Source organism: Geodermatophilus sp. CPCC 205761, from assembly GCF_051383655.1.
In the GTDB taxonomy this organism is placed as follows: Bacteria; Actinomycetota; Actinomycetes; order Mycobacteriales; family Geodermatophilaceae; genus Geodermatophilus.
In genome coordinates this window covers 74,246-97,093 of sequence record NZ_JALPKQ010000016.1, presented here as the reverse complement: position 1 = coordinate 97,093, position 22,848 = coordinate 74,246, and the positions used below count along the sequence as shown (strand labels likewise).

Here is a 22,848-nt window from a genome sequence, read left to right as displayed (position 1 = left end):
GGTCGGCCCGCTAGTTCCCCCGGTTCCTCACACGATCCCCCTGCATGTCCTCTATCTGAAGTGCCAAGAGGCGCTGCTGACCCGTCCCCAATCGGCGAGCGATGTCGCGCACCTCCTTCGTGTAGGGCCCGTGCTGGCCCGTCTCCAGTCGCAGGTCGACGACTGCGTCGTAGAAGCTGACGACGTCGGTGAAGAATGCGCGAGCCTGCTGCGTCGTACCCGCGGGAGCCACCAGCACCAGCCGCGCCAGCTGAGCGGTGAGTGCACCGAGAAGATCGACCAGTTCCTCACTCGGCGACTGTCGCGTGTACGCCGTTTCGAGGGCTGCCATGGCCTGGTTGAAGTCGGAGTAGATGTCCAGACGCTGGTCGAGAAGCCACCGCTGACGCTCGTGCCGGCGGGTCAGCCAGCCGGTGACCAGGGTGTTGAGCGCAGTCAGTACAGCGCCTGCCGCCGCTCCGCCGAACAGCGCGGCAAGGACCTGTGGGGTCATGTCGCGTGCTCCTCTTCTGGTTCCTGAATCCGGACCTCATCAGCCGTCACCGACCGTACGTACTTCCGTCGGCCCCACTCGTCGTGCACGGAATACGTCACCGACGCCCGGAACTCGCCGTCCGGCCACCGCAGCCACACCTGTGCACAACGGCGCGGCGGTCACACCTCGCGTGGTCGCACTCGTTCTGAGACGACGCACGGGACGCACTTCACGCTCCCCAGTAGGGCTGGACGGGGAAGTCCACCTCGGCCACCCAGCTTCGTCCGTCGGCCAAGGCCCGGACAGGACAGGCCGGCAGCAGGCCGCTGTCGAACTCGACGCCTGATCCGCCGAGGCGCAGCTCTCCACTTCGCAAGCGGTCCGCGGCGCGATCGCCGCCCTGCTCCCGCTCCCGCCTGCGCCCGCTGGCTCGCCGAGCAGCTCGAGAGGTGGACGCACCGCAGCCGGCCGAGATGGCCGACCGCGCCGTCCGCCAGCTCCTCGGGCAGGGCCTTGCCCCGATCCGCCGTCCGAAGCCGGTCCCGGCCCGCGGCTCGGGTGGCAGCGACACCACCCGCGCCGAAAGCGCTCGACGCCACCCGCCGCGCTGTCGCCGCCGCCAGGACCCACCACGGCGACAGCCACGACCTGAAAGCCATGGCCACTCCCCGGCAGCTGACGAAGGTCGCGATCCTCCTGACCGAAGATGGCGTCCGCGTCGGCAGGAGCGCCTGCAGTGGACGAGCGCGATGGTCGGCCGCACGATCGCCTCGAGCACGGAGCTGACCCGCGACGCGGCGCACCGTCGCATCGAGGTCCTGGACGCGCCGCCCGTCGAGCACCGGCCGGCAGTGACCGCGTGACCACCGCACTACTTCTTCGTGCGGGCTTCCCAGATCGCGAAGCCGGCGCTGATGACCAACTGAATCGCCAACGCGATCGTCATCGCAACCCTCCCCGGAGGGTGCACCACGAACGAGCCTGCGAGGACCAGCAGCGAGACAGCCATGAACGCAACGGTTAAGCCGACGTTCATCCCGAGCAGGAGCCAGGTACCCCTGCGCGCACGAGGATCCGACTCAGCCAGCCCGAACCGGTAGTGCGCGACGAGGCTGCCGGTGAGGAAGAGAGGGGACAGCGTCGCGACCAGGACGTAGAAGTCGGCGTACTCGACCATGCTGCGGAGCTTCACCGACGCGCCGCCGCATCCCGCGCTCGACTCGCCGAGCGGTTCACCGGCCGTGACGGGGTCACGAACGCGGCCCGGTGGGCGGTCGTGGACCGGCGGTGCCCCTGCGGTCACCAGTGGCTCGCTCACGAGCACTACCGCGAGGGCACCGACTGCGGGGCCTGCAGCTGCCGCCGCTGGCGTCGCCAGTGGTCGCGATGACTGCGGACCAGGCGGGTGCCTGAGTACCCGGAAACGCACGGAGACCTGGCGGGCGAACTGGCCGAGCAGGTTGCCGGCCGATGGGCCCGGAGCAGGTCGACATCCTGACGCGATCTTCGCGGAGGACGAGCCGGACGTTTCCGGTGTACTTCGAGGTGGGCCAGGTCGCGCCGCGCCAGAACCTGAAGACGGCGACGCTGGAGGGCGCGGCGCTGCATGGACGTGTTCATCCTCGGCCAGTCGCTGCACCTGTGGACGGCGCACCTGTGCTCGACGACCCAGAAGTCCATCGAGACGATGACTGCCCTGGTCGGTGGGTGCGAGGACCTGCGCCGGCGGCGTGTGTGGCCGCCGCGTGAAGCGCACGGTGAGCTGGCGATTGAGCTCCTGACCGGGGAGAAGATCGAGTTCCGGGCCCGGGCGCGTGGCGGTGGCCATGGCTGCGCCGGGGTCGCCCGGGATCACCTTCGACGAAGCGCTCTTCCCCGCGCGGACGGCGATGGGTGCGCTCCTGCCGACGCTGGCGACGGTGCGCGACGAGACCCACTCGATGCCGACCGACTCGTTGCTGACCCTGCTCGTCGACTGATCCACCGACCCGCTCAGTCCAGGCAGTACGTGGCCACCTCGGCCGACCCGAGGTCCGGCCGGTCGTAGACGGCGACGAACTGCTGCGCGTGCTCGGCGGTGGCGAAGTACACGGCCACCCGGTTGTCGTCCGGGGCCAGGCCCAGCTGCTCCGCGGCCCCCTGGTCGCACCCGACCGAGCCGATGCCGGAGCCGGTGTACCCGAGGCCGTTGGCGTACGACTCCGTCTCGCCCAGCAGGTGGGCCTGCGACTCGTCGAACGGAGTGCCGACGGCCAGGTAGACCGCCCACACCCGCGCCCCCTGGGTCGGGACGACCTCGGGCGGGAACCCGCCACCGGTGTCGCCGCCGCTCGATCCACCGTCGGCCGGGGTCTGGTCGTCGGGCGCCGCGTCGACCGTGCCGGCGTCGGGCGGCCCGGCCGGCTCGGCCGGCTCGTCGGTCGCGGGTGCGGAGGTCCCGACCGTGGCGGTGGGGCGGTCGTCGGCCCGCGGGGTGGTGCCGGAGCCGGCGTCGCCGCCGCAGGCGGCGAGCACCACCGCAGCGGTCAGCAGCGAGGGGACGAGGGCGGAGCGGTGCATCGGAGACCTCCTTGTTCTCGGGGCCGTAAGAGATCGCAGGCACACCGAGGGTCACCAGGGGTCGTCGTGCGCGGAGTCGCCAGAGTTCCGCGTTCCCCCTCGGCAACAACCGCCGCAGTCGTCATCCGGCCGGTACGACCATCGGGCCGGTCTCTCCGCCACGCGAACCAGTGGTGACGAGGAGTGACGACCGCTGCGGGGTACGGGCCGCCCTCAGCCGTAGTCGTCGTAGAAGCCGCGGCCGCTCTTGCGCCCCAGGCGCCCCTGCTCGACGTACTCCCGCACGAGCCGCCGCGGCCCCTCGGGGATCCCCTCGCGGACGGCGGCGTAGTGCTCCTCGATGGCCAGGACGACGTCCAGCCCCACGACGTCCATCAACCGGAAGGGCGGGGTGCCCGGCCGGGTGAACAGCTGCCACATCCGGTCGACGTCCTCAGGGGAGGCCACGCCCTCCTCGACCACCATGAGGCACTCACGTTTGATGGCCGCCCAGATCCGGTTGAAGATGAACCCGTCGCTCTCCCGGCGCACGCGGAAGGGCACGAGCCCGTACCGGGGCAGGCGCTCCATCAGCGCGTCGACCACCGCCGGGTCGGTCCGCCCGCAGGACATCAGCTCCACGGCGTTGTGCTCCGGCGGTGACTGGAAGTGCGCGTTGAGCACCCGCTCGGGGCGCGCCACCTCGCCGATCACCAGGCTGGTCGGGATGGACGACGAGTTGCTGGCGAGAACGGCGTCGGGCTCGGCCAGCCGGTCCAGCTCCCCGAAGACGGCGGTCTTCGCGTCCACCCGCTCGGGCACGGCCTCGACCACCAGCCAGGCGCCGGTCACGGCGTCCCGGAGGCCCTCGGCCGACGACACCGTGCCGCGCTCCTCGTTGGCCAGCCCGAGGGCCCGGTGGAACTCCTCGACCGAGGCCAGGGCGTAGTCGCGCGCTGCCTCCCGCTGCTCCTCGGAGAGGTCGGTGAGGCGCACGTCCGTGCCGCCCGCGGCAAGCGCGGCGGCGATGCGCCGACCCAGGGCGCCCGCCCCGACGACGGCCACCGGCCGCCGATCGGCGTCCTCGGGGAACACGTAGCCCATCGCGGCCCTCCTCGTGGCGGTCGAGGCCATGAGCCTCGCAGCCCTCCCGGCACGGCGCACGCGTCCCGGTGGCAGGAGCGGTCCACCCCGCCCGTGGGGCCGGCGGAACTGTCCGACCCCACCGGTAGGCATGACCTCCCGGCGAGGACGACGGCAGCAGGGGCCCGCCCGAGGAAGGGATCGATGGGGTGGTGCACGTGGAGACCAGGGAACCCCCGCACCGCATCCGGCTGAGTCGGGCGCGGGGCTGGCGCAAGCCGCCTGGCGCGGTGGTCGTCGCCCGGCCCACGCGCTGGGGCAACCCGTATCGCGTCGGCACCACCTACATGTGGCCGGCCGGCGACGAGGACCGCGGCTGGCCTCTCCCCACCCATCGCGAGCCCGGCGAGTACGCCGACGGCATCCGCGTCGTCCGCTGCCCGGACGTGGCGACCGCGGTGCGGTGGTTCCGTCGCTGGGCCGACGGCGACTACAGGGTCCAGGCCCGCCGTGTCCTGCGTGGTCACGACCTCGCCTGCTGGTGCCCCCTGGACCAGCCCTGCCACGCCGACGTCCTGCTCGAGCTGGCGAACAGCTGACCGCCCACCGCCGCGAGCGCCGGACCACGGTGGGACTGGTCTGGAGGGTGTAGACCTGTGCTGAGTGCGCCCGTGCGCTGAGAGGGGAACGAATGGCGACCAACCGGCCTGACCCGGGCGATTTCCTCGAACTGGCGCAGCGGATGCTGCGCGAGCTGTTCGGCGAACCGCGGAGTGATGACGAGCCGTGGGCGGAGGCGACCCGTCGTCCGCGCGAGCGCAGCGGCGGCCCGCACGGCGACCGCGAGCCCAGCGCCGAACGGCAGCGCGAGAACCTCACGTTCGCGCTCGGGACGCGCGCCGTCGAGGCGCTCGAGGACCTGGCGCTCAACGTCGCGGCGATCCGTCAGCGCCTGGAGCGCATGGACACGCCCGCCTCGGGGGTGCGGCTCGACAAGGAGGAGCGCGGCCCGGACGGAGCCGACACCGCCGGGTCGTGACCCCGATCCGTCGCCGGCGGGCTCAGACGATGCGCAGCGAGATGTGCACGTCCTCGGGGGCGGTGTGGGTCATCGCGACGACCAGATCGAGGGCCATCTCCTCGAGGTCGTCGATGCTGTCCGCCTGGGTGGTACCGACCCCCGGGACGTCGATCACCCAGTGGTCGCCCTCGGCGATCGCGGTCGCGGTGTAGTCGGCCATACGTCCTCCTCGAGTAGCCACAGGCAGGGTGCTGCGCGTCGGCTCGCCGGCCGACTGAGGATCGGCCCGCCCGCGCTCGGTGACCGCCCCACCGCGGACGGCCGCGGCCGGCTCGCCCTCGCTCGTCCAGCGTGAGCTCCATCCGGCCGCTCCGGACGACCCGGCTGGTCTCGGCGCCGTCGAGGCTCCCCCGTGTCGATGGGGGGTGCTCACCCCGATGATCCTCGCTCGGGCTCGGGCCTCCCCGGAAGTGGCGCCCCGGGCACTTCCCGGCCGCTGGGGCGAAGGAGCCAAGCAGCCGTGGCAGACGGGGCCGCCGAAGGCTCGCGGACTCGGCCGCTCGACGCGGCGCCGATCCGAAGTTGACGACGAGCGGGACCGTGCCCGTCATGGCGGTGACCAGCGGGACACCAGGAACACGATCGCGTAGCCCCCCACCGCGAGGAGGGATTGAGTCGGACTTCCTGTCGGGTCAGGGTGTCGTCATCTCGTCAGCGCGGGCAGTCAATGCCGCTGCCTCCTGCGTGCGGTCTAGCGACCCCATCAACTTCGCATAGTTCCTGAGTGTCCTGCGGATGGTCGGGTGGTCAGGCTCGACAGCCTGCAACACGTCGAGAGCGCGCCGGAACAGCGCCTCCGCTTCGGCGGCCCTGCCCAGCCGCTGGCAGGTCACGGCGAGGTTGTTCAGAGTGTTGGCGAGCGCCGGGTGCTGCGGACCAAGCCCGCTTTCCTTCATCCGGAGCGACCGCCGGTAGAGAGTCTCCGCCTCGGCGAGTTCACCGCGCCGCTGGAGGATCGCGGCGATGTTGTTGAGGTTGACGGCTATCTCGTAGTGCTCCGGGCCGAATGCGGCCTCGAGCACCGCCACCGCCTGCCGAAGACAACTCTCGGCCTCGTCGTCGCGGCCCAGACGGTCGATGATGGAGGCATACGCGGCCTTGTCGGCGGCGACAGCCACATGGTCCGCCCCCAGGGCTCTCTCGCGGATCTCGATCGCCTTGCGGGCATACGGCTCTCCCGCCAGGTAGTCGCCGCGAGCGTGCTCCAGGCCGCCGAGGTTGTGATAGATGCTCGCCACGTCGGGTGCTTCCGACCCGACTCCGCCCTCGATGATCGTGAGCGCACGTAGGTAGAGCGGCTTGGCCTCGCTGAATCGACCGCAGAACTTGAACGTGATCCCGAGGTCGTTGAGCACGTTGGCGACCTCCAGGGAGTTCGGCCCGAACGCCGTCTCACCCAACTCGAGCGCCTGACGCAACCACTGCTCGGCGGAGGCGTAACGACCCCGTACGCGTTCGAGTGCGCCCAGTGCGCCGAGCGTGATCGCGTGCGCGGCGCTCTTGGCGGGACCCTCGGCCGCCTTGTCCGCGATCTCTCCAGCCCGCCGGAACACCTGCTCGGCCCCGTCGATGTCCTCGACGTCCTGCCGGAGCCGCCCTACCTCCACCAGGGGCTCGCACGCCGTCGGGTCACCGGGCGAGAAGGCGGCCTGGGTCAGGAGGAGTGCCTCGTCCGCCACCGGACTCGCGTCGGCGAAGCGGCCCTGGGAGCGATACACGCGCACCCGCATCGCCAACAGGGCGGCACGGAGTCGGTCGCGGGGCGGCCCGACCGGGAGTTGATCAGTGGCCTGCAATCCACCGCTCAGGACCTGCTCAGCGGCCGGGTAGTCGCCGAACTCCTCGTCCAGACGGCCCAGCTCTATCGAGACCCCGGCTCGGTCCTCCCCGGATTCCCAGGCCCGCCGGGCGGCCGATCGAGCCGAACGGTAGTCGGCCCGTCCCCGCAGGGAACGGATCTGTACCACAGCGGGAGAAGGCATCACACGACCTCACCAGCAGTAGTAGTCGTGACCTGTACCGGATCCGGCGACGGAGCGGCTGCGGGCTCGGAGGCGCCGATCCGATTGGCACCCGGGGGCACGTGCGCGGACAGCCGCCATGCCGCACCGGCGGCGAGTGCGAGGCCACCGATCAGGCCGAGGAGGAACGCCGTCGCATGGCCCGCACCCAACGCCACGCCGGCCACCGCAGGACCGAGCATGAACCCGGTCGTCCACGCCAGTGTGTAGACACCGTTGTAGCGACCCCGGAGTGCGTCGGGGACGAGGTCGTTGACCATCGGCAACAGCGTCGGCGTCAGCACGGTCTCGCCGATCGCGAAGACGACCAGAGCTCCGACGAGTGTGGCGACCGCCAGCGGTCCGCCCTCGATGATCCCGGCAAGCAGGGTCATCCCCCAGGCGGCTCCCCAGAAGCCGCACGTGAGCACCATTCCGGTGGTGCGCCGGCGACCCTGCATCCATCGCAGTACGAACAGCTGAGCGGCGACGACCGTGAACGTGTTCGCGGCGAATGCGACGCCGAGGGCGTCTTCACCGATCCCTCCCGGCCCGAGCGCGAACACCGGGAACATGGCATGCATCTGTGAGAACCCGGCAGCGACCAGCAGCGCCGTCAGCAGCCAGATGCGCACGAACGTCCAGTCGGTGAGAATTCTTCGATAACCGGCAGACAGCCCTGGTGTCGACGTCTCGTGCGACAGTTGCGGGCGGTTCCCCGCCTTGACGGTCATCAGGATGGGGATGAAGGCCAGGAAAGTGGCGGCGTCGAGCAGATAGAGCGCCACGAAAGTACCGGGAGAGTCGACGTCGACGATCAGGGCGGCCACCAGCGCCCCGATACCGAATCCGGCGTTGAGCGTCATGTGGCGCACCGAGAACACGCTGGATCGTTGATCCGGCGTCGATACAGTCGCCAACAGCGCGTCCTGCGCGGGCCATGCTATCGACGCGCCCAGTCCCATCGTCGCTGCTGCAGCGAACGCCTGCCATGGCACATTCACCAGCGTCATTCCGCCGGCGCCTGCTGCATCGAGCACGAGTCCTAGAATCAGCGCGTTTCGGGCCCCGTAACGGTCCGCCAGTGACCCGCCGATCACGTTGCCGGCAAGACCCACCAACGCGACCGTTGCCAGGGCCAGAGCCGCGACCTCCACATCCAGGCCGCGCACTCTGTGCAGGTACACCACGAAGAACGGGAGTGTGAGCCCGCTGCCGATCGCCGAGAGCGCGTCCCCGCCCAGCACCGTCCACGCAGAGCGTGACAGGCGGGGAATCACCCGCGCGGCGTTCCCACGGCCTGCACCCCTGAGCCCCGCCACGCTGTTAGTCGTCGTCGACGGCGGTCTCGTTCACGTTCGCGAAGAGCCCGTGGCCCTCGGTGTCGTCCTCCACCGCGGTCTCGTTCACGTTCAGGCGCATTCCATGGCCCTGGGTGTCGTCCTCCACCGCGGTCTCGTTCACGTTGAGCTTCAACCCGTGGCCCTCGGTGTCGTCCTCCACCGCGGTCTCGTTCACGTTCAGGGGCATTCCATGGCCCTGGGTGTCGTCCTCCACCGCGGTCTCGTTCACGTTCATCGAGATCCCGTGGCCCTGGGTGTCGTCGTCGACGGTGGTCTCGTTCACGTTTATCGCGAGGCCGTGGCCGTGGGTGTCGTCCTCCACTGCGGTCTCGTTGACGTTCAAGTAGAGCCCCTGGCCGTGGGTGTCGTCCTCGACAGCGGTCTCGTTCACGTTCATCGCGATCCCGTGGCCCTGGGTGTCGTCCTCGACCGCGGGGTTGAAGGGAATCGGTCCGCCGCTCGTCACCTCTGCACTCATGATCTCCTCCCCCCTGCCAGCGGGACTCCGCAAACTCGGGGTCCCTGAGCGTGTGCTACGAGGCCGATAGTGTGCTCCCCCCTCCTCGGCGTCTGTCGTCCCGGCGACACGGGATCAGCAAGCCTCACGACACTCCCGATCGACCCGACGATCCCGGCCGCTCAGTAGGGGTCGGCACCTCGACAGTGATCGAAGGCAGGGTGCGAGCGAACAGAGCGACGCGGGCGAAGTCCTGCACCAACTGGCGCAGATCTCGGCTGACCCGGTGGGGTGATCGTCCCGGTGGGGCGCGAGACTTGTTGAGGTCGACCACCGAGCTCACGCGAAGGCTGTTTGACGCGGAGACCTGTGCATTGGCGCTGCCGGAGGCGGAGTCAGAACAGCTCGTGTTTCGGAGCGCATCCGGGGCGGGTGCCGCACGCATCGTCGGACAACGCCTTCCTGTCGGACAAGGGATCGCCGGGTGGGCCGTGTCGTCCGGACAGCCGATCGGAATAGCGGAGGTAGCCCGCGACCCGCGTTTCGCGCGCGGCGTCGCCGAAGCGACTGGTTACGTGCCACGCTCGATCTTGGCCGTGCCGCTGGGAACCTAACGCGAGACGCTAGGGGTCATCGAGGTCCTCGACCCTGGCGAGGGTGCTCCTGTCGGGGACCACAGCATGGAGCTCCTCATCTTGCTGGCTCGGCAGACAGCCCTCGCCATAGAGGGCGCGCGAGTATTCGACGATCTGGGTCGGGCGCTCTTCACAGCCGCTTCCACAACGCGTGGGAGTGCGACGGTGTCCGAGTCATTGCTGGAGATGGCCCGCTCGATGGCTGGCCCGCATGCAGGAGTCGTCGAGCTGGCCGGCTGTCGGGCGCTTCGGCGAAGAGGAGCAGCTGGCTGCCACCGCGATCATCAGGGAGCTGGTGAACTACGCGAAGAGTCGCGCGACGGTCCGATGAGGCCGGCGTGGCCATCAACAACATGCCAGGACCGAGTTATCCCTCACAATACTCTTCCATTTTCTCGGTGGCCGCTCACGACCGTCAGGATCCGTACGGGTTGGGCTACAGTCCCGCCCCGCCGGTCGAGTTCGGACACCAGGAATCGGGATAGAGGTCACCTGCAGGGCGACACCACGCTCGAGGTGACCGGCAACAGTTTCGCTGCCGCGCATGTGAGCGGGCTCGTTGCCCGTATTCTCAGCAAGCGCCCGGGGCTGACGCCTTTCCAGATGAAGACGGTCCTCCACGCACTCGCGGACAACGTCGAATCGGACACCGGGTGAACGGGCTCCGCTCGGGTCATGTGTGAGCAGGCGCGGCGCGGTCGAGAAGGGCGTCGGCGTCCATGCCCAACGATCGGGCCCCCAGGAATGCGAACACGCCTCGGGCCGATTGCAGTGATGTGACGGCGCGCAGTTCACCGAGACGACTCGCGCATCGGCCGGCGCCGAGGAGTGCGAGCCCACGCTCCAGGACGTGCCCGTACACCTGCCAGCCTGCCGCGGCCTCCTCGTACTCGCGGAGGGCGGTGTCGAGCGCGCCCTGAGCTTCGGCCACGATCGCACGAGCCGTGCGGTGGGCGCAGGCGTGGCGGCGCACGCGCAGCTCAGTGCCCTCCACGAGCCGTTGGGCAAGCCCCAGCTCACCGACCGCCGCGCACACCCGGACCATGGCCGGCAGGTGCACGGCTCGGCGAGACGGCACGAACTGCGCTCGGTCCGCGAATTCGCGCACCCGATCGGCGGCCTCGTCGAGCTCCCCCTGGGCGAGCAGGATCAGGCTCGCCACCTCCAGCGCCGGCCCGAAGACCTGGAGGTCGCCTATCGATCTCGCCTGGGGCAGCGCCCGAACCATGATCTCTGCGGCGCTCGCCACCTGACCGCGTCGGAGCAGCACATGGGCTCGGTTGGCGTCCGCGACGGCCCACCAGTAGTCGGCCTCGTCGGATTCGACCGAGGTGCTCACCTCGGTCGCTTCTCTCAGCAGCTCGTCCCATCGCCCGGCGTCCAAGAGCACCTTGAGACCGTCGGCCCGAACCGCTCGCAACGGATGGAGGAGGCCCCGTCGTACAGCCATCCGCTGAGCCTCCTGCGCAGCGGCCAGCGCAGCGGCGGTCCCCTCGGCGAGCCAGAGACCCTCTGCGAGGTTCGACTGCCAGTTGAGCAGCTGCCAGCTGCCCTGGATCGCTGTGTTGCCGCGTTCGAGCGCAGCGTTGGTGGCCGCCACGGCAGCCATCTCGTCCTCGATCCCCTGAGGGTCGTCCAGGTCGAGACGCGCCCGCCCGCGCTCCATCAGTGCAAGACCGCGGATCTCACCCCCACCGATCACGTCAGCGACCGCGATCAGCTGTTCAGCCCAACGCAACGCCTCGTCAGGCCGGCTGGACGTCCACGTGTCGAACGCCATGAACGCCAGCGCGTAGGCCAACTCGACACAGGGCCCCGCGTCGTTGAGCAGCGCGATGGCCTCCTCTCCCTCCGCGCGCGCGGATGCCGTGTCGCCGCGGTCCCAGTACAGATGCGCCAACCGGTGCTTGGCGTCGCCGGCAGCGCGCCGATCGCCGTGCACCAGGCTCACGGTGTGGGCCTCCCGATACGCCGCCACCGCGGCGTCTGCGTGTCCGGCCGCCGCGGCCAGCCAGCCCGCCTTGTTCAGTACGGCTGGCCGCTCGGGATCCTCGGCCGGAAAGAGCTGGAGAGCACGTCGGTAGTAGGACTCTGCGGTCGTCGGGTCGAGCGGAACAGCGCGGTCGCCGGCGAGCACCGAGAACTTCCGCAACGCGTGCTGCAGGACCACCACCGGACCCGACTGGGCGGCCGCGTTCAACTCCAACGCCCTGCCGTAGTGGTGGACGAGGATCTCCGCGTAGTCCGCGACCCGATCTCCTGCCGTCCGTTCCAGCCAGCCGGCGACGGCTTCGTGTTTGGCCGCCCGGGCGCCGCGAGGTATCTGAGCGTAGGCAACGTCACGGATCAGTTCGTGCCAGAACGCGAACTCCGCCTGACCGTCGACGCTCGGGGTCGGGACGGGCCGCAGGAAGTCCCGGCACGCCAGTTCGTGGAGCCGTATCCGGACCGCCGACTCGTCCCGGTCACCCACCGTGGCCACCGCACCCGACCAGAACACCGAACCGACGACGGCAGCGTCGTGCAGCAGGTCCCTGTCGCCCTGGTCCAGCGTGTCCAGACGGGCGGCGATCAAAGCGTGCAAGGTGTCCGGAAGCGCGAGGGCCCGGTCGGCGTCCGACGCTCCGCCTGCACCGCCCGCAGTCCGTTCACCGGATTCGAGGAGCAGCCGGACCAACTCCTCGGCGTACAGCGGATTGCCGCCACACCGCGTCAGCAACAACTCCTGGGTGTCCGCGGGGAGCACTGTGGTGCCCAGCAGTGCGCGGAGCAGTTCGACCCGCTCGGCCCCACCCAGGCCGGACATCGGCACGGTGACCGAGTTGGCCGTGTCGCGGCTCCACGCCCCTGCGCGCGCGGCGAACTCGGGGCGTGCTGTGCCGATGAGAAGCAGCGGCACGTGAGTGCACCGGTCGCGGAGGTGGTCCAGGAAGTCGAGCAGCGCAGCGTCTGCCCAGTGCAGGTCCTCGACGACGAGCACCAGGGGCTGACGTTCGGCGAGCGCCTCGAAGAACCGGCGCCAGCCAGTGAAGGTCTCCTCTCGCGAGGCGCCCTGCTCCCCAGCCGCCGCACCGACCAGTGGCCACAACGTGGCAACGATCCAGGCGCGTTCGCCGGTGTCATTGACGGCCCCGGCCACGGCACGTGACAGCTTCTTCCGGGAACTGACCGGATCATCGGTGCTGAGAATGCCGGCCTGGGCCTTGACGATCTCTCCGAGCGCCCAGAACGTGATGCCGTCTCCATAGGGCACGCAGCGACCCTGTCGCCACGTCACCCGGCCGGGCATGGCGTTGACGGTGTCGAACAGTTCAGCGACCAGTCGTGTCTTACCCACTCCGGGTTCGCCGAGAATGGTCACCAGTTGTGCGGATCGGTTCTGCACGACGCCGGAAAGGGCGGCCTGCAGCAGAGCCTTCTCGCGCTCACGCCCGACGAAAGGGGGTGCCGGACGCACCACTCGGGATTGCGGCCGATACCGGGCCCCGGCCACCTTCCAGACCTCCACCGGGTCGGCTTTGCCTTTCGCCCTGACGGGTGGCAGCTCGACGTACTCGATCGCGTTCCGCGTCAGTCGGTGGGTGCCGGCACCCACCACGATCTCGCCTGTTCCAGCTGCAGCCTGCAGTCTGGCCGCTGTGTTGACGACGTCCCCCGCGGCGATCCCCTCACCCTCGAGTGGCCGCGAGGTCAGCGACGCCAGGGCCTCACCGGTGGCGATCCCGACTCGTACATCCAGGCCCACCCCCCACGGCGTTCGCAATCTGCTGACCGCCGGAACGATGGACAGGCCGGCTCGCACCGCCCGTTCCGCGTCGTCCTCGTGCGCCACCGGGACGCCGAACACTCCCACCACGGCGTCGCCGATGAACTTCTCGACGGTCCCCCCGTACCGCTCCAGTTCGGAGCGCACCGTTCGGTAGTACGGCCGCAGGACGGATTGCACATCCTCCGGATCGGCATTGTCCGACAGGGCGGTGAACCCGACGAGATCGCAGAACAGCACGGACACGACCCTGCGCTCTTCGAGCGCGGGCGGTCTCTGCGGTGCGACGAGCGCCGCTCCGCAGGCGGAGCAGAAGCGCGCGCGGGCTGGGTTCTCCTCACCGCACCGATGACACGGCGCCACGCTGCGAGGGTAGCGGCGCTCCCCTTTGTTCCGGTGATCAACATGACGGACGCAAGAACTCGATGTGATCCCGTCACGACCCGGTCCACAGTGAGTGTGACCGCCGCGGGATCGACCCCGATCCTCGTCACACCAACTGGTCGGCCCCTGTCCCTTTGGCATGCTTGACAGCCATAGGAACGTCGCATTCGGGTCGGTCCCTGAGCGGCTGGGGGCCAGGTGGAGACGCTGATGCTCGAGGGTCTCGCCGAGCAGGATCGCCGTCGGATCCTGTCGGCTGCTCGGCGGCGCTCCTACTCACGCGGTGAAGTCCTGTTCCACGAGGGTGACGCCGGTACCACCCTGCACATCCTGATGCGAGGGCACGTCGCGGTACGCACGTCGACTCCATCCGGCAATGTGGTCACGCTGTCCGTTCTCGGTCCCGGGGACGTCTTCGGCGAACTCGCGCTCGTGCGCCCGCGCCATGAACGGACGGCCACGGTCGTCGCGCTGGAGTCTGTCGAGACCGCCACTCTCGACCAGCAGGCTTTCGACCGGCTGCGGCACGAGCATCCCGCGGTGGACCACTTCCTCGTGACGCTGCTGGCCGGGCGCGTCGCCCGGCTGTCCGCACACCTCGTGGAGGCGCTGCACGTTCCAGCCGAGCAGCGGGTGCTGCGCCGGCTCCTTGCCCTGGTGGCGCTCTACCAGGACGGCCCGCTGCCGGTCGCCGTCCCGCTCACACAGGAGGATCTCGCCAGCATGGCCGGGACGAGCCGCCCAACCACGAACAGGGTTCTGCGGCAGATGGAGGAGTTGGAGGCCTTGCGGTTGACCCGGGGCCGGATCGAGGTGGTGGACCTGGCTCCGCTCCGACGTCACGCCGGGTTGAGTCCCCGCTGAGGAGTCGCAGGGCCGGCCGGCCGGGTGTCAGTCGCCGCGGTGGGCCGTGCAGCGGACCGGCTCGGCAACCTCGGCGCGGACGGGACGCTCGGCTCGATCGCGGGCCAGCTCACGCCTCACCTCGGGCCATCGCGGCGCCCACCAGTAGGCCGCGATCATCACCGTCAACGCGCCCCAGCTCACCAGCAGCACGACCCAGGCCCACCACGGCATCGATGCCACCTCCCCCTCGGCCTCGCGGCCGGTCCGACGGAGCTGCCCGCCGTGTGCTCGGACTGTCGCCCCGCGCAACCCCACCCTGCCCACGTGGGGTCCCGCCGCACACCCCCCAGACAGTGGGGAGGCCGGCGCGTCTCACACCGGGGCGGCGCTCAGTCCGCCGCTGCGGGCACCGGCTCGTCGTCCACGTCGCCGAAGTCGCCCCATCCCAGCCGCAGCGCGGTGAACAGCACCCCGGCCAGCAGCGCCACACCCAGCCCCGCGAGTGCGAGCCACACCTGCAGCAGATCCATCACACTGTCCACCGACGCCCCCTCGACCACCCATCCGGAGACGGATGGTCGCGCCCCGTGCCGGCGAGGGACATGGGCGAACGGGCCGGCACCACCCGACAGAGCGACAGCCGTCCCCCCATCGGCCTGGCCCGCGCCGCACGTCGACGCCGGGGATCAGCGCAGCCAACGGTGCAGCGACTTCTTGCCGGCCGCCTTCCAGGCGTCGTCGAAGTGCCGCTGGGACTGCTCCGCCCGCACCTCCTCGAGGGCGTGCAGGCGCCCGTACAGGAACGCGGCCCCGCTGCTGGACGTCTCCATCGCCAGGTCGCGCAGCCGCTCGCGGGTGAGGACCGAGTCCTGGTGCTCCCCCAGCGCCTCCTGCACCGCCTCCATCGCCGCCGCGAACGCGGTGGCGTCGGCACCGAAGACCCGGCTCACCGACTCCCCCGCGTAGCGGGCGGCCTTGGCGGCCTTGCGCGCGTCGTGCAGCAGCTCCTCGCGCTCGGCACCCGGCGGATGGGCGGCGGCGTCCTCCACGAGGCGCCGGACCCCGGCGTAGCTCCGGGCGACCAGTCGCGGCAGCGTCTTCCCGGCGCGGGCAGCGGCGCGCTCGGTCAACGGCGGGGAGCTGACCAGCTCGTCGAGGCTGAGCACGAGCCGGTGGTAGCGCTCCCCGTCCAGCTCGGCGAGCACCCGGTCGTGGGCGCCGCGGTAGGCCTCGCCCAGCTCCGCGCCGGCGACCTCGGCGACCGGGCCCAGGTCGGCGACCGAGGCCTCCGCGTGGACGGCCTCGTTCACCCGGTCGCGCATCACCTCGGCGTCCCGGGCGGCGCCGAGCTCCCCGGCCAGCCACTTGAGCTCGCTCCGCAACGGCCGGACGACGTCGGCGTCGAACAGGGGCTTGAACGTGGTCAGGGCGCTGCGCAACCGCCGGGTCGCCACGCGCATCTTGTGCACGCTGTCCTGGGCATCGAGGCGCACCGGCAGGTCCTGGGCCTGTACCTGCGCCACCTGCTCGCGGACGTGGGCCAGGACCACTTCCCCTGCGGCCGACGCAGTGGTGAGCTTCCCGGCCTTCCGCTTCGCCGGCCGGACGCGCTCGTCCCCGCCCAGCACCCGTGCGAGCTTGGACGAGCTCGTCGCCTCCCGCAGGCCGCGGGCGCGCAGCTCGGTGTCGACGGCCTCCAGGAGATCGGTCCGGCCGCCGACGAGCTCCACCTCGATCTCCCGCCAGGACGTCGCAGCACCGACCGCGTCCCCGCTGCCGTCGGTCGGGCGGACCCGGCGCGCGGTGACGCGGTCGTCGGCGACCTCCGCCAGCACCTGCCCGGTCGCGTCGACCAGCCGGCGCACCGTCCGGTCCGTGGTGATCTCGGCGACCGGCCCCAGCGAGGCGCCCTTGCTGTGGACCCAGACCATGTTCTGCAGCTCCGCCGGCACGGTCCGGGTGGCGCGGCCGAGCGGCAGGCGCACCTCCGAGCGGGCTCCGGTCCCCGCGGGGACCTTCAGGTGCCAGCCGGCGTCGTCACCGCCCGTCCGCCGGCGCAGGGTCAACCCCGCCGTCGCCAGGCGGAGGTCCGCGGTGTCGAAGTACGTCGCCGCCAGCCGCTGGTCCGCCGTCTCTCCCTCGGTGACCGGGACTCCGGCGTTCTCCGCCCCACCGCGGCCGTCCGCTGCCCCTGCCAGCAGCTGAGCCAGCGGCGGCAGCTCGAACGACTCGTCGGCGGCGTACTTCCGCTCCACTTCCAGGTGAACAGCTGGCATCCAGGAGGTGTACCTCGCCGCAGCGCCGCCAATCCTCCGGCGGTCGCCACCGGACACGACGACGAGGCCGGTCCCGTCGGCGCAGCCGGGTCCCCGCGCTACGCGATCGCGCCTGGCGGGGGTTCCTGGCGGCCCCTGACGCGCGCACGGGAGGCGCCTCCGTGCGGACCCGACCCGGCTGGGTGTCGGATGGGCCAGGTGCCAGCAGGACGCGTGGGCCGCCGGGCCGATGCGGGTCGCCGTTCAGCCGGACTGGACGACGGCTCCGGAGACCGTGGCGTAGTCGGCGAGGCCGGCCTTGCCCGCTCGCTTGGCGGCGTACATGGCGGCGTCGGAACGGGCCAGGAGGGCGTCGGCCGTGACCGGCGCCTCGTCGGCGGTCAGCGCTGCCACGCCGACGCTGGCCTCGATGGTGTGCTCGGCACCGGCGAGTGAGAAGGGACGCCGGAGAGCCTCGCGGATGCGGGCTGCCGTGTGCATCGGGTCGCCGGCGTCCTCGAGCAGGACGGCGAACTCGTCGCCGCCGAGCCGCGCCACGGTGTCGCCGGTCCGGACAGCGCCGGTGATCCGCTCCGCCACGCGCACCAGCAGGTCGTCGCCGACGGCGTGCCCCCGGGTGTCGTTGACCGCCTTGAAGTCGTCCAGGTCCAGGAACAGGACGGCGACCGGCCGGCAGTCGCGGGAGTGCAGCTCCAGGACGTGTTCCAGCCGGTCCCGGAACAGCGACCGGTTCGCCAGGCCGGTCAGCGAGTCGAAGAACGCCTGGCGACGCAGCTCCTGGTCCCGCGCGGCGAGCTGCCGTACCAGGTGGACGTTGTCGCGCACGGCCAGGTACTGCCGGGCGAGCAGGCACAGCACGACCCCGCAGGCGGCCATCGTCTCCGCCTTGGTCAGCGGTCGGTCGAGCAGCGTGACGCCGGCGACGACCGACAGTGCCACGACCACGGGGACGTACGGGAGGACGGACGAGGGCACCGTGACGCCGGCCGCGTCGGCGGCCCGCACGGACGGCGACGGCTGCGGCGGTTCCGGGCACGTGCCCGCGAGGGCCACCAGCAGGAAGCCGCCGATCCAGCCGAGGTCGGTCAGTCCACCGTCGTAGAAGCCCATGGCGGCCAGGTAGGCGAAGGCACTGTCGGAGACGGCCAGCGCGAGGACTCCGGCGCTGACCAGGTACAGCGCCGGGCGGTTCCCGCCGGTGCGGATCAGCAGGAGCACGGCCAACACGACCAGCGAGACGTCGATGCTCGGGTACGCGAGGAGCAACAGCCGCTGCAGCCCGACGCTGTCGTCCTCCGCACCCGCGATCGCCCCGAGCGTCGTCAACCAGCTGACGAGCCCGATCGACCCGGCAGCCAACAGGCCGTCGAACACCCGCTGCAGGAACAGGATCCGTCCGCCGCGGGCGGGGTGGACGAGCAGTCCGACCGCCATGAGGACCGAGAAGCCCAGGAACCCGACGTCGGCCAGGGACGGGAACGGGACGACGTCGCTGCGCAGCGTGACCCAGCACCAGTACGTCTCGCCGAGAGCCCAGGAGAGGCAGGCGGCCGCCATGAAGATCCACGTGATCCGCGTCCGCCGGTCGGTGCAGCGGCGGACGTGCCGGGCCGCCGCTCCGCTCGCAGTCAGCGCGGCGACCCCCTGCGCGACGTCCGAGATGTCGGACGCGGCCTGCGCGGGCCACAGCAACAGGCTCCCGACGAAGAGCAGCGCCGTCGCGAGCGCGAGAGCGACGGCCACGCGCGGCGGTCCGCCGGACTGCTGAGCCATCGTCCCGCCTTCGTGTGGGCCTCGGGGAAGTGCGTCCGCAGAGGGCATCGTCACGGCGCGGGTCGAGCTCGATCCCTCCTGGGGGTGAGAGCCGGCCCGCCGGCCATCGGAGGACTCCTCTGTTCCCGGTCGCCGTCCGGTACTCGGGGATCTCGATCGGCCACGCCCTCGGCGGGATCCTCCCCCTCGCTGGTGTGCCCTCAGCCGCGGCCGAGATAGGGCATGCCGGTGGCCAGCACCGTCGTGAAGGGCACGCTCACGTCCAGTGGCAGCCGCGCGATGTGCACCACCGTGGCGGCGACGTGTGCGGGGTCGAACGTCGCCTCCGGCCGGACCGAGCCGTCGGCCTGCCGGGCGCCGGTGGCGATGCCCGCGGTCATCTCGGTGGCAGCGTTCCCGACGTCGATCTGCCCCACGGCGATCCCGTGCGCGCGGCCGTCGAGGGCGACGGCCCGGGTCAGCCCGGTGACCGCGTGCTTGGTGGCGGTGTAGGCGACGCTGGCCGGCCGCGGGACGTGCGCCGAGATCGAGCCGTTGTTGATGATCCGCCCGCCGGGTGGGTCCTGCGCCCTCATCTGCCGGACGGCGGCGCGGGTGCAGAGGAACATCCCGGTGAGGTTGACCTCGACGGTGGCCCGCCAGTCGGCGACGGCGATCTCGTCGACCTCGCCGGACGGGCCGAACGTGCCGGCGTTGTTGACCAGCAGGTCCAGCCGACCCCAGCCGTCGGTCACCGCGGCGAAGGCCTCGTCGACCCGCCGTTCGTCGGTGACGTCGGTGGGCAGCACGAGGGTGGTGCCGCCGGCGGCCGCCGTCGCCTCCAGCGCGGCGCGGGTGCGGCCGAGCAGCGCGACCGACCACCCGTCGCCGGCCAGGGCACGGGCGATGGCGCGGCCCAGCCCGGAGCCGGCGCCGGTGACCACGGCGGTGCGGAACGGCTCGGCCACGAGGGGAGCCTGCCACGGGCGCGTGGCGGGTGCGGCCGTGCGAGCCTGGGCGCGTGCCGGTCCCGTGGGTGCACGCCTTCGTCGACGTGCCGGGCGACCGCGTCGACGCCGCCCGGGCGTTCTGGTCGGCGGTGACCGGCTGGCCACCCGGCGCGCCGTGGCCCGGCCACCCGGAGTTCGTCTCGCTCGTCCCGCCGTCCGGGGCGCCTATCTGCACGTGCAGCGGATCGGCGGGGCGCCGCGGGTGCACCCGGACCTGCTCGGCTCGCTCGCCGGCGACGTCTCCCGGCTCGAGGAGCTGGGTGCCCGTCCCGGCCCCGTGGGCGACGGGTGGCGGGTGATGACCTCGCCGGCCGGCCTGCCGTTCTGCGTCTGCGAGGAGTCCTGGCCGCACGAGCGCCCGGGCGCGGTGACGTGCCCGGAGGGGCACCGCACCCGGCTGGTGCAGCTGTGCGTCGACGTCCCGGCCGCCCGGTACGACGCCGAGCTGGGCTTCTGGCGTGCGGCGACCGGGTGGGCCGACGAGCCGGTGTCCGCGCCCGAGTTCTCCCGGCTGGTGCACCGCTCGGAGAGCCCGCTGGCGCTCCTGGTCCAGCGACTCGGGGACGACGACGGCGGCACGCACGCACGAGCGCACCTGGACCTGGGCACCGACGACGTCGACGCCGAGGTGGTCCGGGTGCGCGCACTCGGCGCCGAGCTGCTGCGGCAGGGCGACGGGTTCGTCGCGCTGCGCGACCCGGTCGGCCTGCCGTTCTGCGTGACCGCCAACCACCCCGACCGGGGCGCCGGCTGACCGACGTGTCGCGTCGCCAGGAGTCCGCGGCGAGGTGTCAGCTCTTGCCCGGGTAGTGGATGCCGAACGGCTTGTTGGTGATGAAGAGGAAGGTGCAGTCGCCGTCGTCGGTGGCCCCGTGCTGCATGATCCCGCCCTCGGGGAACCAGACGAAGCTGCCGGGCCCGTAGTCGCCCTGGTGGGTGCGCAGCGTGCCCTCGAGCACGTAGAGCCCGTGCGCGCACGGATGGGTGTGCCAGACGTTGGTGAAGCCGGCGCGGTAGACGGTCTTGAACACCTGCATCCCGGTGTCCGGGTCGGCGATCAGTGGGATGAGTTCCAGGTCGACGCCCAGTTCGGGGATGGGAAACGCCACCCACTCGGCGGTGGTGGTGTCGACCGCGGTGATGTCGACCGGCTGCAGTTCCTGCGTCACGCGACCAGACCTCCGTCTCACCCCGGCTGCGATGGCGGGGAGGTCGATGCTGTCGGGGGCGAGGGTGGACGGCAAGAGGCCCCCGTGGCGAGGACGGGTGGCGCCCGACCTGTCTCGCTCTCGTCGGACCGGGCGTCGGAGGCACCCTCAGAACAGCAGGAACAGCAGCACCGCGTTCAGGGTCATGATCACGCCGGCGACGAGGACGGCGACCACGGTCGTGCGGCGCCGGTTGACCAGCTCGCCCATGATGTCCGGGCGCCGGGTCAGCAGCAGCAGCGGCACCAGCGCGAACGGGATCCCGAAGGACAGCACCACCTGGGACACCACCAGCGCCCGGGTCGGGTCGACCCCGAGGGCCAGGATCGCCAGGGCGGGGAGCATGGTGAGCGCCCGGCGGAGGAACAGCGGGATCCGGCGCCGCAGGAAACCGTCCATGATCACCTGGCCGGCGTAGGTGCCGACGCTCGACGAGGCGAAACCCGACGCGAGCAGGGCCAGCGCGAACAGCAGCGCGGCCGTGCTGAAGGCGCCGAACCCGTCGTAGGCACCCTCGAGCGTGTTGTCGCCCAGTGACGACCCGGCGAACAGTGCGGCCGCGACCAGGAGCATCGCCACGTTCACGAGCCCGGCCAGGCTCATCGCCGTCGTGACGTCGATCCGCTGCTCCCGCAGCGCCTTCAGCTTCTGCGTGACCGTGTGGGCCCGGACGGTCTCGGTCACCAGCGCCGAGTGCAGGTAGATCGCGTGGGGCATCACCGTGGCGCCGAGGATCCCCGCGGCCAGCACGAGGCTGCCCTCGTCGTCGAGGCGGGGTACCAGCCCGCCGGCCGCCTCGGACACGTCGATCTCCGCGCTGAGCACGAGCAGGAGGAAGGCGAAGACGATCAGGCCGAAGTAGGCGGTCACCGCGTGGATGTAGCGCCGGTCCCCCGGGGCCTGGATGGCGAGCAGCAGGAAGGCCCACGCCCCGGTGATCAGGCCGCCGGCGAACAGGTCCAGTCCGAAGAGCAGGTTCAGCGCGATCGCGCCGCCGACGATCTCGGCCAGGTCGGTCGCCATCGCGACCAACTCGGCCTGAGCCCAGAGCCCCAGGACGACTCGACGGGGGTACTGCTTCCGGCAGTTCCGCGGCAGTGACATCCCGGTGGCCAGCCCGAGCTTCGCCGACAGGCTCTGCACGAACATCGCCATGACGTTGGCCAGGACGATGACCCAGAGCAGGAGATAGCCGTACTCGGCGCCGGCTGAGAAGTTCGTCGCGAAGTTCCCGGGGTCGACGTAGGCGATCGCCGCGACGAAGGCCGGACCGAACAGCGCGATCCTGCGGCGGCGCGTGGCCCGGTCGGGCCATTGTTGTTCCAGCACGATCAACCCCCTCAGCCGAGAGGGCCATCCTGCGGAGCAACCCTGGTTGCACCCAACCCCCCAATGCGCGGGACCGTCGACAGGCGCAGCCAGAATGCCGACGGGACCGACCGAGCCACCGATCGGAGGTGGCGATCGCATGAACAGCCGCGTCGCCCACGCCCGCTCGCACGCGGGCCGGGAGCACACGCCCCCGCCGCCGCCCGAGCCCCCCGACGCCCCCTTCACCGGCCAGGCCATCCCGCCCGACGTCGAGCGCTGCCCGCACACGCATCCCCTGTGTTCCGCCATGCGGTGCCAGCAGCCGCTCCACGGCCCGGATGTCGTGTGCCACGCCGTCGGCAACCAGCCCTACTGGTCGTCCTTCTGGGAGTCGCCGGCGGCTGATCGACCCGGCGGGTGACCACGCCGCCTGCGGGCCGCGTCTCCGCTCCGCCGCCCCGGTCCGCCGGCGCCCGTGGCGCGTCGTCCACCTCCCGGGTCAGGCATGCACCGCGGCGGGCTCCGACGTGGGCGGCTCCGAGGGAGCTCCGCCGGACGGCTGCCGGGGGCTCCGCCGTCGTCGGGCAGGGACGGAGGTCCCCCGCTCGGTGCGTCCGGCGACCCTGGGACCGGTCCGGTCCGGTGCCTAACGTCCGGCGCAGCAACCGCCCGCCGAGGAGGAG

At 71.4% G+C, this 22,848-nt stretch carries 24 protein-coding genes and 1 pseudogene; 8 read left to right on the top strand and 17 right to left on the bottom strand.

Annotated elements, in window-relative coordinates:
- Positions 1–10: 10 nt before the first annotated feature.
- Together MY526_RS12265 and MY526_RS12260 are read right to left on the bottom strand one after the other, a co-directional pair.
- Entirely contained in the window at positions 11–493 is a 483-nt protein-coding gene (locus MY526_RS12265; RefSeq protein WP_436691912.1) for a hypothetical protein, read from the bottom strand.
- Positions 494–1,346: 853 nt separating this feature from the next.
- Positions 1,347–1,793 carry a hypothetical protein gene (locus MY526_RS12260; protein ID WP_436691911.1) on the bottom strand — a complete coding sequence of 149 codons (447 nt, stop codon included), beginning with the start codon at positions 1,791–1,793 and terminating at the stop codon, positions 1,347–1,349.
- A 508-nt stretch (positions 1,794–2,301) separates the two neighbouring features.
- Here MY526_RS12260 and MY526_RS12255 point away from each other — a divergent pair.
- Complete coding sequence (locus MY526_RS12255; protein ID WP_436691910.1) at positions 2,302–2,454, top strand: hypothetical protein; 153 nt, start codon at positions 2,302–2,304, stop codon at positions 2,452–2,454.
- A gap of 13 nt (positions 2,455–2,467) precedes the next feature.
- On the opposite strand, the gene MY526_RS12250 is transcribed toward MY526_RS12255, so the two are convergent.
- Both MY526_RS12250 and MY526_RS12245 read right to left on the bottom strand, forming a co-directional pair.
- The gene (locus tag MY526_RS12250; RefSeq protein ID WP_436691909.1) at positions 2,468–3,034 is read right to left on the bottom strand and encodes a hypothetical protein; all 567 of its coding nucleotides are present in this window, start codon (positions 3,032–3,034) and stop codon (positions 2,468–2,470) included.
- 213 nt (positions 3,035–3,247) lie between these two features.
- Positions 3,248–4,117 carry a 3-hydroxyacyl-CoA dehydrogenase family protein gene (locus MY526_RS12245; protein WP_436703985.1) on the bottom strand — a complete coding sequence of 290 codons (870 nt, stop codon included), beginning with the start codon at positions 4,115–4,117 and terminating at the stop codon, positions 3,248–3,250.
- 197 nt (positions 4,118–4,314) lie between these two features.
- On the opposite strand from MY526_RS12245, the gene MY526_RS12240 reads away from it, so the two are divergent.
- Both MY526_RS12240 and MY526_RS12235 read left to right on the top strand, forming a co-directional pair.
- Positions 4,315–4,695 carry a DUF4326 domain-containing protein gene (locus MY526_RS12240; RefSeq protein WP_436703984.1) on the top strand — a complete coding sequence of 127 codons (381 nt, stop codon included), beginning with the start codon at positions 4,315–4,317 and terminating at the stop codon, positions 4,693–4,695.
- A 92-nt stretch (positions 4,696–4,787) separates the two neighbouring features.
- Positions 4,788–5,135 carry a hypothetical protein gene (locus MY526_RS12235; RefSeq protein ID WP_436703983.1) on the top strand — a complete coding sequence of 116 codons (348 nt, stop codon included), beginning with the start codon at positions 4,788–4,790 and terminating at the stop codon, positions 5,133–5,135.
- A 22-nt stretch (positions 5,136–5,157) separates the two neighbouring features.
- On the opposite strand, the gene MY526_RS12230 is transcribed toward MY526_RS12235, so the two are convergent.
- The 4 genes from MY526_RS12230 to MY526_RS12215 all read right to left on the bottom strand — a co-directional run bounded on the left by MY526_RS12230 (position 5,158) and on the right by MY526_RS12215 (position 8,998).
- Complete coding sequence (locus tag MY526_RS12230) at positions 5,158–5,337, bottom strand: hypothetical protein (protein ID WP_436703982.1); 180 nt, start codon at positions 5,335–5,337, stop codon at positions 5,158–5,160.
- Between the two features lie 472 nt (positions 5,338–5,809).
- Entirely contained in the window at positions 5,810–7,159 is a 1,350-nt protein-coding gene (locus MY526_RS12225) for a tetratricopeptide repeat protein (RefSeq protein ID WP_436703981.1), read from the bottom strand.
- A complete protein-coding gene (locus MY526_RS12220) occupies positions 7,159–8,457 on the bottom strand; it encodes an MFS transporter (protein ID WP_436703980.1) in 1,299 nt (432 codons plus the stop codon). Before MY526_RS12220 ends, MY526_RS12225 begins: the two co-directional genes overlap by 1 nt.
- Positions 8,458–8,503: 46 nt before the next feature.
- Complete coding sequence (locus MY526_RS12215) at positions 8,504–8,998, bottom strand: hypothetical protein (protein ID WP_436703979.1); 495 nt, start codon at positions 8,996–8,998, stop codon at positions 8,504–8,506.
- 50 nt (positions 8,999–9,048) lie between these two features.
- Between MY526_RS12215 and MY526_RS12210 the strand changes: the two genes are divergently transcribed.
- Positions 9,049–9,591 carry a GAF domain-containing protein gene (locus MY526_RS12210; protein ID WP_436703978.1) on the top strand — a complete coding sequence of 181 codons (543 nt, stop codon included), beginning with the start codon at positions 9,049–9,051 and terminating at the stop codon, positions 9,589–9,591.
- Between the two features lie 66 nt (positions 9,592–9,657).
- On the top strand, positions 9,658–10,269 hold the full coding sequence (locus MY526_RS12205) for a S8 family serine peptidase (protein ID WP_436703977.1): 612 nt from the start codon (positions 9,658–9,660) through the stop codon (positions 10,267–10,269).
- A gap of 16 nt (positions 10,270–10,285) precedes the next feature.
- Here MY526_RS12205 and MY526_RS12200 read toward each other — a convergent pair whose 3' ends face one another.
- Positions 10,286–13,624, bottom strand: a complete 3,339-nt coding sequence (locus MY526_RS12200; RefSeq protein ID WP_436703993.1) for an ATP-binding protein — start codon at positions 13,622–13,624, stop codon at positions 10,286–10,288.
- Between the two features lie 48 nt (positions 13,625–13,672).
- A pseudogene (locus tag MY526_RS12195) lies at positions 13,673–13,903 on the bottom strand (zinc ribbon domain-containing protein); the annotation flags it as partial.
- Positions 13,904–13,960: 57 nt separating this feature from the next.
- Here MY526_RS12195 and MY526_RS12190 point away from each other — a divergent pair.
- Entirely contained in the window at positions 13,961–14,626 is a 666-nt protein-coding gene (locus MY526_RS12190) for a Crp/Fnr family transcriptional regulator (RefSeq protein WP_436703976.1), read from the top strand.
- A 27-nt stretch (positions 14,627–14,653) separates the two neighbouring features.
- Here the strand turns inward: MY526_RS12190 and MY526_RS12185 are convergent, their stop codons facing one another.
- The 5 genes from MY526_RS12185 to MY526_RS12165 form a co-directional block, all read right to left on the bottom strand.
- The gene (locus MY526_RS12185) at positions 14,654–14,839 is read right to left on the bottom strand and encodes a hypothetical protein (RefSeq protein WP_436703975.1); all 186 of its coding nucleotides are present in this window, start codon (positions 14,837–14,839) and stop codon (positions 14,654–14,656) included.
- A gap of 158 nt (positions 14,840–14,997) precedes the next feature.
- Positions 14,998–15,138 carry a hypothetical protein gene (locus tag MY526_RS12180; RefSeq protein WP_436691897.1) on the bottom strand — a complete coding sequence of 47 codons (141 nt, stop codon included), beginning with the start codon at positions 15,136–15,138 and terminating at the stop codon, positions 14,998–15,000.
- Positions 15,139–15,294: 156 nt separating this feature from the next.
- Complete coding sequence (locus MY526_RS12175) at positions 15,295–16,884, bottom strand: CHAD domain-containing protein (protein ID WP_436691896.1); 1,590 nt, start codon at positions 16,882–16,884, stop codon at positions 15,295–15,297.
- Between the two features lie 243 nt (positions 16,885–17,127).
- Positions 17,128–18,627 (bottom strand): diguanylate cyclase domain-containing protein, encoded by a 1,500-nt coding sequence (locus MY526_RS12170; RefSeq protein WP_436703974.1) that lies wholly within the window; start codon positions 18,625–18,627, stop codon positions 17,128–17,130.
- Positions 18,628–18,857: 230 nt separating this feature from the next.
- Positions 18,858–19,604 carry an SDR family oxidoreductase gene (locus MY526_RS12165; RefSeq protein ID WP_436691894.1) on the bottom strand — a complete coding sequence of 249 codons (747 nt, stop codon included), beginning with the start codon at positions 19,602–19,604 and terminating at the stop codon, positions 18,858–18,860.
- A 157-nt stretch (positions 19,605–19,761) separates the two neighbouring features.
- On the opposite strand from MY526_RS12165, the gene MY526_RS12160 reads away from it, so the two are divergent.
- The gene (locus MY526_RS12160; protein ID WP_436703973.1) at positions 19,762–20,400 is read left to right on the top strand and encodes a VOC family protein; all 639 of its coding nucleotides are present in this window, start codon (positions 19,762–19,764) and stop codon (positions 20,398–20,400) included.
- Positions 20,401–20,437: 37 nt separating this feature from the next.
- Here MY526_RS12160 and MY526_RS12155 read toward each other — a convergent pair whose 3' ends face one another.
- Both MY526_RS12155 and MY526_RS12150 read right to left on the bottom strand, forming a co-directional pair.
- Positions 20,438–20,815, bottom strand: coding sequence for a cupin domain-containing protein (locus MY526_RS12155; protein WP_436703972.1), 378 nt, complete (start codon positions 20,813–20,815; stop codon positions 20,438–20,440).
- A 147-nt stretch (positions 20,816–20,962) separates the two neighbouring features.
- Positions 20,963–22,183 carry an Nramp family divalent metal transporter gene (locus tag MY526_RS12150; protein WP_436691891.1) on the bottom strand — a complete coding sequence of 407 codons (1,221 nt, stop codon included), beginning with the start codon at positions 22,181–22,183 and terminating at the stop codon, positions 20,963–20,965.
- A 139-nt stretch (positions 22,184–22,322) separates the two neighbouring features.
- Between MY526_RS12150 and MY526_RS12145 the strand changes: the two genes are divergently transcribed.
- Positions 22,323–22,586, top strand: coding sequence for a hypothetical protein (locus MY526_RS12145; protein WP_436703971.1), 264 nt, complete (start codon positions 22,323–22,325; stop codon positions 22,584–22,586).
- The last annotated feature ends 262 nt before the right edge of the window (positions 22,587–22,848 follow it).